The 10357-nt window shown below is 41.2% G+C and carries 10 protein-coding genes, 1 tRNA gene and 1 pseudogene; all 12 read left to right on the forward strand.

Annotated features, from left to right (window positions below):
* A partial coding sequence (locus tag DW793_RS13040) for an ATP-grasp fold amidoligase family protein (protein WP_118158396.1) occupies nucleotides 1–813 on the forward strand: 813 nt, incomplete at its 5' end.
* Nucleotides 814–1094: 281 nt separating this feature from the next.
* On the forward strand, nucleotides 1095–2102 hold the full coding sequence (locus DW793_RS13045; protein WP_195221820.1) for a polysaccharide biosynthesis protein: 1008 nt from the start codon (nucleotides 1095–1097) through the stop codon (nucleotides 2100–2102).
* A gap of 1 nt (nucleotide 2103) precedes the next feature.
* The gene (locus DW793_RS13050; protein ID WP_118158398.1) at nucleotides 2104–2613 is read left to right on the forward strand and encodes a PglD-related sugar-binding protein; all 510 of its coding nucleotides are present in this window, start codon (nucleotides 2104–2106) and stop codon (nucleotides 2611–2613) included.
* 39 nt (nucleotides 2614–2652) lie between these two features.
* Complete coding sequence (locus DW793_RS13055; protein ID WP_022286574.1) at nucleotides 2653–3843, forward strand: UDP-N-acetyl glucosamine 2-epimerase; 1191 nt, start codon at nucleotides 2653–2655, stop codon at nucleotides 3841–3843.
* Between the two features lie 13 nt (nucleotides 3844–3856).
* Entirely contained in the window at nucleotides 3857–5050 is a 1194-nt protein-coding gene (locus DW793_RS13060; RefSeq protein WP_118158399.1) for a polysaccharide biosynthesis C-terminal domain-containing protein, read from the forward strand.
* The gene (locus DW793_RS13065) at nucleotides 5050–5508 is read left to right on the forward strand and encodes an NUDIX hydrolase (RefSeq protein WP_117938537.1); all 459 of its coding nucleotides are present in this window, start codon (nucleotides 5050–5052) and stop codon (nucleotides 5506–5508) included. Before DW793_RS13060 ends, DW793_RS13065 begins: the two co-directional genes overlap by 1 nt.
* 13 nt (nucleotides 5509–5521) lie before the next feature.
* Nucleotides 5522–7360: a glutamine--fructose-6-phosphate transaminase (isomerizing) gene (gene glmS, locus DW793_RS13070; protein ID WP_118158400.1), complete on the forward strand. Its 1839-nt coding sequence runs from the start codon at nucleotides 5522–5524 to the stop codon at nucleotides 7358–7360.
* Nucleotides 7311–7796, forward strand: coding sequence for a VanZ family protein (locus DW793_RS13075; protein ID WP_118158401.1), 486 nt, complete (start codon nucleotides 7311–7313; stop codon nucleotides 7794–7796). Before glmS ends, DW793_RS13075 begins: the two co-directional genes overlap by 50 nt.
* 43 nt (nucleotides 7797–7839) lie before the next feature.
* Nucleotides 7840–7914, forward strand: a tRNA-Gly gene (locus tag DW793_RS13080).
* A gap of 123 nt (nucleotides 7915–8037) precedes the next feature.
* Nucleotides 8038–8547 (forward strand): annotated as a pseudogene (locus DW793_RS13085) (polymorphic toxin-type HINT domain-containing protein); the annotation flags it as partial.
* A gap of 5 nt (nucleotides 8548–8552) precedes the next feature.
* Nucleotides 8553–8924, forward strand: coding sequence for a hypothetical protein (locus DW793_RS13090; RefSeq protein ID WP_117896328.1), 372 nt, complete (start codon nucleotides 8553–8555; stop codon nucleotides 8922–8924).
* 115 nt (nucleotides 8925–9039) lie between these two features.
* Nucleotides 9040–10299, forward strand: coding sequence for a polymorphic toxin-type HINT domain-containing protein (locus DW793_RS13095; RefSeq protein WP_118158402.1), 1260 nt, complete (start codon nucleotides 9040–9042; stop codon nucleotides 10297–10299).
* Nucleotides 10300–10357: the final 58 nt, after the last annotated feature.

The following is a 10357-nucleotide window of genomic DNA, read 5'->3' on the forward strand; positions in this document are numbered from 1 at the left end:
TATTTTAAATTTAAAAGATTTTTAAATCTTAACAATCCAGAGACATTAAATGAAAAAATTCTATGGTTGAAGTTTAATACGTATTGGAAAAATCCATTGATTAAACAGTGTGCCGATAAATATCGTGTAAGAGAATATCTAGAGGAAAAAGGGTATGGTGATTTGCTTAATCCAATAATTGGAGTTTATGACGATGTTGAAAAAATAGATTGGGATTCTCTTCCGCAAAAGTTTGCAATTAAATTTAATGTTGGATGTGGAAAAAATATAATTGTAAAAGATAAAATGGAAATAGATATTCCACAAATAAAGAAGGAAATTCAAGGATGGTTCGGATTAAATTATTGGCAAGCATATTCTGAAATGCAGTATAAAGATGTTAAACCTTATGTTATTATTGAAAAGTATTTAGCTAGTAGTGATGGAGAACTTCCGGAAGATTATAAGTTTTTTTGCATGAATGGGAAGTGTGTTACGGTTATGATTTGTAAAGACCGTGTAATCGGAGAAAGAGCAAGATATTTCTTTTTAGATCGAGAATGGAACTTATTGCCATACACACAAGAAGCACTTGACTCACCAAATGAATATATTCCAAAACCAGAAAAAGCTTTTGAAGCTATGCAAATGGCAGAAAAATTGGCTAAGGAATTTCCATTTGTACGAGTTGATTTTTATATAGTGAATAATCAAATATATTTCGGCGAATTGACATTTACACCAGCAGCTGGGATGGATGTTGAATTAATGCTTACACCGCCTGGTGAAAATAAAGATGTTGATACTATCTTGGGAGAGAAACTAGTATTGTAACAATTCCTAAAACATATATATTTGGAATGTGCAGTTTAAGTCATAATGTATTCTTACATAACTACAGCAGGTGAGAGATGTTTTTATAGTTACTGAAAGAATAACATTAGATTTATTTGAAAACGGTGGTTTTCAAGAGCGTCAAAGTAAATTAAAAAGCTAAAAGCAAATACTGAAAAATTAAGAAAAATAGAGAAAGTCATTCGTTAGTTCGAGAAGGACTATTGGATTTATTGTAACAGGGAGGATAAAAAATGTCTTTATTTACAGGAAAAACATTAATGATTACAGGAGGCACGGGATCATTTGGAAACGCAGTATTAAACAGATTTCTGGAAACAGATATCGGAGAGATCAGAATATTTTCGAGAGACGAAAAAAAGCAGGACGATATGCGTCATGAGTATCAGGCGAAAATGCCTGAGGTAGCGGATAAGATCAAGTTCTACATAGGCGACGTAAGGAATTTGCAGTCCTGTAAGGACGCTATGCATGGCGTAGATTACATATTCCATGCGGCAGCACTCAAGCAGGTCCCATCTTGTGAGTTTTTCCCAATGGAAGCCGTAAAAACTAATATTATCGGTACGGATAACGTCCTGACAGCAGCTATCGAGGAGGGCGTTGAAGCAGTAATATGCCTTTCAACTGATAAAGCAGCCTACCCTATCAATGCCATGGGTAAGTCAAAATCTCTTGAAGAAAGCGTCGCTATCGCTAAAAGCAGATATAGCGGAAAAACTAAAATCTGCTGTACTCGTTATGGTAACGTAATGTGCTCCCGTGGATCTGTTATCCCTCTGTGGATCGATCAGATCAAAGCAGGCAACCCTATTACTGTAACAGAGCCTAATATGACTCGTTTCATTATGTCACTTGAAGAAGCTGTCGACCTTGTACTCTATGCTTTCGAGAACGGTGAAAACGGCGACCTGCTTATCATGAAAGCCCCCGCTTGCTCTATCGGTCTTCAGGCTGAAGCCGTTACTGAAATGTTTGGCGGCAAAAAAGAGGATATCAAAGTCATTGGTATCCGCCATGGCGAGAAAATGTACGAAACACTTCTTACCAATGAGGAGTGCGCAAAGGCTATCGACCTTGGCGGCTTCTATCGTGTCCCTGCCGATAATAGAGGCTTGAACTATGATAAGTTCTTTAGAGACGGCGATGCAGACAGAAATACTCTTACTGAGTTCAATAGTAATAATACAAAGCTCCTTAATAAGGAAGAAATAAAGGAAAAAATGCTTAAGCTTGCATATATCCAGGAGAGATTGGCTGAGGATTGATATGTCAAAGAAGTTGGTTATCCTCGGTGCGGGCGGATATGCAAATACTGTAAAGGACGTTTCTGAACAGCTGGGCTATGATGTGATAGCTATGCTGGACGATAGATTTGCCGACCGCACGCTTGATTCTTTTACTAAATATATTGCTGACGATACGGAATTTATTCCTGCCTTTGGAAATAACGAGTTTCGCTTGTCTTGGTGCGATAAAATAACTAGAGCAGACGGCAGACTTGCCACTTTTGTGCATCCTACAGCTTATGTAAGTCCTACCGCTTCTGTCGAAAATGGCGTTGTGGTGCTTCCGAAAGCTGTTATCAATACAGATGTGACAGTGAAACGTGGCTGTATCATCAATCTGGGCGCTATCGTGGACCATGGCTGTGTGATCGAACAAGGCTGTCATATCTGCCTTGGAGCAATAGTAAAAGGCGAAAATAGGATCGCAGCGTTGAGTAAGATAGAAGCCGGAGAAGTTGTGCAGCTTAGACAGTATCCTGTGAATAAATGATTTTACCAAAGGTCGTGTCTGACCTCGGGAGGAAAGTATATGGAACATAATTTTAAATGGAAAAATGACGGCAGAACAAAGGTAATGATCGGCTGCGGCACCCGCCCTGAGATCATTCGCCTGGCGGCTGTAATAAGAAGATGCCGTGAGTATTTTGATACCTGCGTTGTGTATTACAATCAGAACTGGGACCGTAACCTCAGTACAGTTTTCTGGGAGGATTTCGAGCTGAAAAACACTTTCGGCGAGTTCGGTCCTGATATTCTTGTTCCTGTAGTAGGGGATAATCTGGGCGTTACCTGCGGAAATATTCTCGGCAGAAGCTATGAACTGCTTTCAGAATTGCAGCCTGACGCATATCTTGTCCTTGGAGATACAAACAGCTGTCTGTCAGCTATCTCCGCTAAAAGACTTCATATCCCGCTTTTCCATATGGAAGCAGGAAACAGATGTAAGGATGAGTGCCTCCCGGAGGAAACAAACAGAAGAATAGTCGACGTTATCTCTGACGTAAATCTTTGCTATTCCGAGTTTGCAAGAAAGTATCTCGCTGATACCGGACTTCCAAAGGAAAGAACATATATGACAGGCTCGCCTATGGCGGAAGTCCTTCGTGGTAATCTGGATAAAATTCAGGCTTCTGACGTTCTTGAACGTATGGGTCTTGAAAAGGATAAGTATATTCTTCTTTCTGCACACAGAGAGGAGAATATCGACACAGAAAAGAACTTTACAAGTCTGTTTACTGCAATAAACGCACTGGCTGAAAAGTACGATATGCCAATATTGTATTCCTGCCACCCGCGTTCAAAGCATAGACTTGAAAAGAGCGGCTTTAAGCTCGACCCTAGAGTAAGAGTAAACGAGCCGCTGGGATTCAATGACTATAACTGTTTGCAGATGAATGCCCTTGCTATCGTTTCAGACTCAGGTACACTTCCTGAGGAGAGCAGCTTCTATCTTTCAATAGGTCACCCTATCGCAGCAGTTTGTATCCGTACTTCTACCGAGCGCCCTGAAGCACTTGAAGCAGGGGACTTTATCCTTGCAGGAATTACAACAAAAGAGCTGCTCAATGCTACAGATATGGCTATCGAAATGAAGCAGAAAGGCGTTCTCGGCAAGCCGTGTCCTGACTATGTGGACGAAACAGTATCAATGAAAGTCGTAAGGATCATTCAGGGATATGTTAATGTAGTCAACAAAATGGTCTGGAGAAAAGATCAGTAAGGAACGTGAAAATATGAAGATATTGGTTACAGGCGCAAAGGGCATGGTTGGAACAGCCCTTGTGAATAATCTGAAAAATATCAGAGATAACAAAAATCGAACAAGACCGAATATTTCTGTTGAAGAAATATATGAGTATGATATAGATTCCACAAAGGAACAGCTTGACGAGTATTGCAAGGAAGCAGACTTTGTTTTCAACCTTGCAGGGGTAAACCGTCCTGAGAATACCGAGGATTTCATGAAAGGCAACTTTGGTTTTGCGTCACAGCTTCTTGATACTCTGAAAAAGTATGATAACAAGGCATCTATCATGCTCTCGTCTTCCATACAGGCAACGCTCATAGGACGATATGACGGAGAATATGGCAGAAGCAAGCTCGCGGGTGAAGAGCTTTTCCGGAAATATGCCGCAGAAACAGGAGCAAAGGTCGCAATATATAGGTTTCCTAACCTTATGGGCCATTCAAGACCAAAGTACAATTCATTTGTATCAACACTTTGCTACTGCGTGGCTAATGACGAGCCGTATTCCATAAACGACAGAGCAAGTGAGCTGGAGCTTCTTTACATTGATGACCTTGTTGAAGGTATGTTTGATCTTCTTGAGGGCAAGGAAAAGCATTGCGAGTTTGACGGCGTAATGCCTGTCGCAAATGATAGGGGCAGATATTGTTATGTGCCTGTTACTCATAAGGTAACTTTGGGCGAGGTGGTAGATCTCCTTGAAAAATTTAAGCAGCAGCCTAAGACCCTGCTTATGCCTAAAATGCCAAAGGGCTCTTTTGCCAAGAAACTGTATAGTTTGTATCTGACTTATCTTCCTGCAGATAAATTCAAATATGCTCTGAAAATGAATGTAGATAACAGAGGCAGTTTTACTGAGCTTGTTCATACAGAGGATTGCGGACAGGTAAGTATAAATATAAGCAAGGCGGGCATCACAAAGGGTCAGCATTGGCACAACTCAAAATGGGAGCTTTTCATAGTTGTCCACGGTCATGGTCTGATACAGGAGCGTAACATAAACACAGGAGAGAAAGTTGAGTTTGAGGTCAGTGGAGATAAGATCGAGGCTATCCACATGATACCTGGCTGGACCCATAACATTATCAATCTCAGTGATACTGAGGATCTTGTTACTGTTATGACCTGCAATGAGATATTTGATCCAAGTCACCCTGATACTTTTGGGGAGCCTGTGTAATGTCAGAATATATAAAATCCCTCCGCCAGCACCTAGGCCACACCCCACTCTTGCAGGTGGGAGCAAGCGTAATAGTAATAAACGAAGCAGGTCAAATGCTCATGCAGCAGAGAACAGACTGCGGAAGCTGGGGATATGCAGGCGGCTCGGTGGAGCTTGGTGAGTCTGTTGAGCAAACAGCCGAAAGAGAGCTTTTTGAGGAAACAGGTCTTAAAGCAAAAAAGCTCGAACTGCTTGGAGTCTATTCAGGTGAAAAAATGCAGTATACTTATCCAAATGGCGATAAGGTGTCAAACGTTGATATCGTCTACACCTGCCACGAGTATACAGGCGAGCTTAAAATGCAGGCTTCTGAGGTGTCGCAGCTTAGATTTATTGATATCTGCGACCTGCCCGAGGATATTTTTCCTCCCAATAGACCTGCTATAGAAGATTACATCAACAAAAATAAAACTTAAAGGAGACACTGTTATGTGCGGAATTGTTGGATTTACTGGAAATAACGAGGCAGCCCCGATCCTTTTGGACGGCCTGTCTAAGCTTGAGTATAGAGGCTATGACTCTGCCGGTATCGCTGTAAGAAACGGTGACGCAGAGCCTGAGATCGTAAAGGCCAAAGGTAAGCTGAAAGTCCTAAAGGAAATGACTAACGACGGAAAAGCTGTAAAAGGCGCCTGCGGTATAGGCCATACCCGTTGGGCTACCCATGGCGAGCCGTCAACTGTAAACGCCCACCCTCATTGCAGCGACGATGAAAATGTTATCGCCGTACATAACGGTATTATCGAAAACTATCAGGAGCTTCGTGAAAAGCTTATCAAAAAAGGATATACCTTTAAGTCTGAAACTGATACCGAGGTTGCCGTAAAGCTTATCGACTATTATTACAAAAAGTACCTGGGTACTCCTGTTGACGCTCTTAATCACGCCCTCGTCCGTATCCGTGGCTCTTATGCCCTCGCTGTTATGTTCAAGGACTATCCCGGTGAGATATATGCTGCAAGAAAAGACAGCCCTATGATAATAGGAGTAACAGGCGGTGAAAGCTACCTTGCCTCTGACGTTCCTGCAATTCTTAAGTATACAAGAAATGTCTACTATATAGGCAATATGGAGCTTGCAAAACTTACAAAGGGCGCAGTTACTTTCTACAACCTCGATGGCGAAGAAATACAGAAAGAAATGAAAACTATCGAGTGGGACGCAGAAGCTGCAGAAAAAAGCGGCTATGAGCATTTTATGCTCAAAGAAATACACGAACAGCCAAAGGTGATAAAGGATACTATCAATTCTGTACTTACAGATGGAAATATAAGCTTTGAAAGCGTCGGACTTTCTGACGAGGATATGAAAAATATCCAGCAGGTGTATATCGTTGCCTGCGGTTCTGCCTACCATGTGGGTATGGTGGCTCAGTATGTTATCGAAGAGCTGACTTCACTATCTGTCCGTGTGGAGCTTGCTTCTGAGTTCAGATACAGACAAATGAAGCTTGCAAAAAATAGCCTCGCTATCATCATAAGCCAGTCGGGTGAAACTGCCGACAGCCTCGCAGCATTAAGACTTTGTAAGGATAAAGGAGTAAGAACTCTCGGTATCGTAAATGTGGTTGGCTCATCGATCGCAAGAGAAGCCGATAATGTCTTCTATACCCTCGCAGGCCCTGAAATATCTGTCGCAACAACTAAAGCCTATAGCTGTCAGCTCGTTGCCGCATATCTCCTTGCAATGCAGTTTGCAAAAGCAAGAGGGGAGATATCCGACGAAAGATTTGCTCAACTCGTTGAGGAGATCAATACTATCCCTGAAAAGATAGAGAAAATTCTCGAGGATAAGGAGCGCTTGCAGTGGTTTGCTTCAAAGGTAGTGAATATAAAGGACGCATTCTTTATCGGCAGAGGTATCGACTATGCAGTAGGCATGGAGGGAAGCCTTAAACTCAAAGAAATAAGCTATATCCATTCCGAAGCCTATGCGGCAGGTGAGCTTAAACATGGCCCTATCAGCCTTATCGAGGACGGAACTGTCGTGTTCAGCGTGGTAACACAGTCTGCACTTTATGAAAAGACCATAAGCAATATGGTCGAGGTAAAAAGCCGTGGAGCAAAGCTTTTCGGACTTACTACCTACGGGAATTATGCTATGGAGGACGTTGCTGACTTCACAGTTTATACTCCAAGGATAGATAATCTTTTTGCGGCAAGCCTTTCAGTAGTACCGCTTCAGCTTTTGTCATATTATGTATCAGTAGGAAAGGGCTATGACGTTGATAAGCCGAGAAATCTTGCAAAGAGCGTTACGGTGGAGTAAAAAGAGAAAAATACTTACATCGCTGTTTGCGGTGTACATCTTTGCCGTCCTCTGGCTCACACTCATAGACAGACAGTGGGGCAAGCGTCAGGCTGAGCTTGTGCCCTTCTGGGAGGTGCGAAACCTTTTTGAGAACATAAGCATCAAGTATCTGTGGGATTTTTGGCTGGTACAGATATTCGGCAACATTGCAATGTTTATCCCCTTGGGTGTTTTGTTGCCATATCTTTTAAACGTCACGAAGTTCAAAAGCGTTTTCCTTATGTCCCTTGCTTTTTCGGCAGGTATTGAGATAACGCAGTATATCACAGGCAGAGGGCTTTGTGAATTTGATGATGTTTTCAACAACACTCTTGGGGCTTGCGTGGGGTTCACATCTTGGCGTTTAAAGATGAGATACAATAAAAAATACAAGAAGGAGCAAAGTCCGTGGTGAATGGGCTTTGCTCTAAGGCAATATATTTTAGTATTGCCTTTTTGCAAGCATAGTACAATGGTCAGTATACAAGCTTCCCAAGCTTGGGATGCGGGTTCGATTCCCGTTGCTTGCTCCAAATGGCTGAGCAGACGTTTTGCCACGTCTGCTTTTTCTGTATTCGGTTATTGATTTTTTACAGATTTTATAGTATAATTAGGATTGTAAAAATAATTGCTATCAATAACTTGGTTGGACTTTAGCACGTTCACTTCGTGCAGGCGATGTTCTTGTACTTTCAAATGGTGAACTTGTAACAGTTGAATGGGTTCAGCACGAGATTCTCGAATCACCTATCAAGGTTTATAACTTTGAGGTTGAAGATTTTCATACTTACTTTGTGGGCGAAAATGGGATTTTTGTTCACAATGGGTGTGGAGATGAAATTCCATGGTCTTCAAAAGAAGTAAAATCTGGTGCTGAAGATTTAGAAAAAGGTGCTTTATCAGTAACAGTTACAAATCGCTCTCAGGCAGAAGAGTTATTCTTGGGAATGTATCAAGGTGATGGATATGTCAATACATCTGGTTGGTCATCTAAAGAGGTATCTAATTTTTACGGCAGTAGAGGAGGTACATATCATTGGGATGATACTTTTGACAGCAATGGAGTATTGCAGTTCCATAGTGATAAGAATCCAGATAGTAAAACTCCTCATTTGCAAATACACCCTGAACGTGGAAAAGTTATAAGAATCTTCTTTGGAGCGTGACAGGTATGGATGCAAAAATGTATTTATTTTCTGGTGTTACAATGTCAGCAGAACTTGAAGCAAATGCTAAAACTGAAAGACGATTTATTACGGTTGGTGGGTATATTGATATAGGTGGTAGAACCTTTTCAATATCAAATTACAGAAAGAAATATCCAATTAATAAAGAAGATATAAAATTCTATTTTCATATATATTCTATTCCAAATTATTTTATAGATGATGATTTGGACGTTCATGAAAATGATTGCATTGAATATATTTATGTGGGAGATATTAATGGTTATGAGAATTTAGAGTGTGAAATCAAAAAGCACATTCCACAATTTGATGTTGATAGTTTAATTCCTATGTGGAAAACAGATGCTCCTATATAAGTAGTTTTAATAGTATAACGGCGAACTCGGCGTAGCTACGGACAGCAACGGTTTGTACTACATGAGGGCGAGGTATTACAACCCCGAGATCAAGCGTTTTATCAATTAGGACGTTATGACGGGTTCGATAACCGACACCCCGACTTTGAACAGGTACGCATATGTCAACGGCAATCCGATAAGCCTGAACGACCCGTTCGGACTAAGTCCGTTTCTTAACTGGCTTGACGGAATTACAGGTCATGATGTTCTTGACCTGTTGGGCATGATCCCGGGCGTTGGCTTTGTATTTGACGGAATCAATGCAGCTTGGTATGTTGCCGAGGGCGACTATTTTAACGCAGCTTGCAGTTTAGTGTCAGCACTTCCGGGAGTGGGCGACGCAGTCGGAGTTTTTGCAAAGGGCGGCAAGGCTTGTAAGATAGTAGGTGCATTCCATAAAGCGGGCGCAGCTGGAAATATGCTTATAGGCACATATACGTTCGGAAATATAGCAGAGAAGTATATAACAGGCGAAGCAAGCTTTACATGGGACGAAATAAAGGGCGACTTGTTTACAGTTGCAATGACAGGTTCATCAATGTGGGGGTCTGCAAAGGACTTCGGAACTTCGTATTGCTTCGTTGCGGGTACGCTTGTTACAACCGAGGATGGACATAAGCCTATTGAAGAAATTCAGGTTGGAGATAAGGTTCTGTCTGAGGACGAATTGACAGGTGAAGTAGCGCTAAAGGAGGTATATGCTACTTCAGTAAGTGAAACTGACGAATTCTATCATATCCATGTAAATGGAGAAGAAATAGTAGCTACAGGTACACACCCATTCTATGTTTATAAATTCGGTTGGACTACAGCTCGAGCATTGCGTGCCGGCGATGTACTGGTTCTCTCAAACGGCGAATTAGTAACAGTCGAGTGGATTGATCATGAGATTCTTGAATCACCGATAAATGTATACAACTTTGAGGTTGAAGATTTCCATACATATTTTGTTGGTAAAAGCGGTATTCTTGTTCATAATGGTAAGAAGTGTACGCCATCAGGAAGTTCACAAAATTCAGATGATGTACCGAGAGTTTATCATCCTAGCGATAAGCATGTGCCAGGACATGGTTGGGGTAGTGATAATCCGATTCCGGACATGCAAACAGGTCAACATTTACTTGATACTGCGTACTCATCGTCATCAAATAAACAATTATATAATATATACGATGATCAAATAATTAAGTTCCAGCCTGATACCGCTACAGGGTGGCATGCTTATGCGGTCACTAATACAGCTAAAGAGGTGCCAACAGATGTTTTAAAAAATATGTTAAATGACGATTTGATATCAAAGCCTCAATATAAAAAGTTTTTAAAGAACAAATAGATACCTAATATAAACTGTTGTTTGAAGTTTGTATGTGTTTTTATGATTATTTATGATT

The organism is Ruminococcus sp. AM31-15AC (assembly GCF_003462045.1).
In the GTDB taxonomy this organism is placed as follows: Bacteria; Bacillota; Clostridia; order Oscillospirales; family Ruminococcaceae; genus Hominimerdicola; species Hominimerdicola aceti.

Coding starts and splice junctions, on each gene's coding strand:
- DW793_RS13045 (WP_195221820.1), top strand. CDS start 1,095: ATGATTACAGGAGGCACGGGATCATTTGGAAACGCAGTATTAAACAGA.
- DW793_RS13090 (WP_117896328.1), top strand. CDS start 8,553: ATGGATGCAAAAATGTATTTATTTTCTGGTGTTACAATGTCAGCAGAA.
- DW793_RS13060 (WP_118158399.1), top strand. CDS start 3,857: ATGAAGATATTGGTTACAGGCGCAAAGGGCATGGTTGGAACAGCCCTT.
- glmS (WP_118158400.1), top strand. CDS start 5,522: ATGTGCGGAATTGTTGGATTTACTGGAAATAACGAGGCAGCCCCGATC.
- DW793_RS13065 (WP_117938537.1), top strand. CDS start 5,050: ATGTCAGAATATATAAAATCCCTCCGCCAGCACCTAGGCCACACCCCA.
- DW793_RS13075 (WP_118158401.1), top strand. CDS start 7,311: ATGACGTTGATAAGCCGAGAAATCTTGCAAAGAGCGTTACGGTGGAGT.
- DW793_RS13050 (WP_118158398.1), top strand. CDS start 2,104: ATGTCAAAGAAGTTGGTTATCCTCGGTGCGGGCGGATATGCAAATACT.
- DW793_RS13055 (WP_022286574.1), top strand. CDS start 2,653: ATGGAACATAATTTTAAATGGAAAAATGACGGCAGAACAAAGGTAATG.
- DW793_RS13095 (WP_118158402.1), top strand. CDS start 9,040: ATGACGGGTTCGATAACCGACACCCCGACTTTGAACAGGTACGCATAT.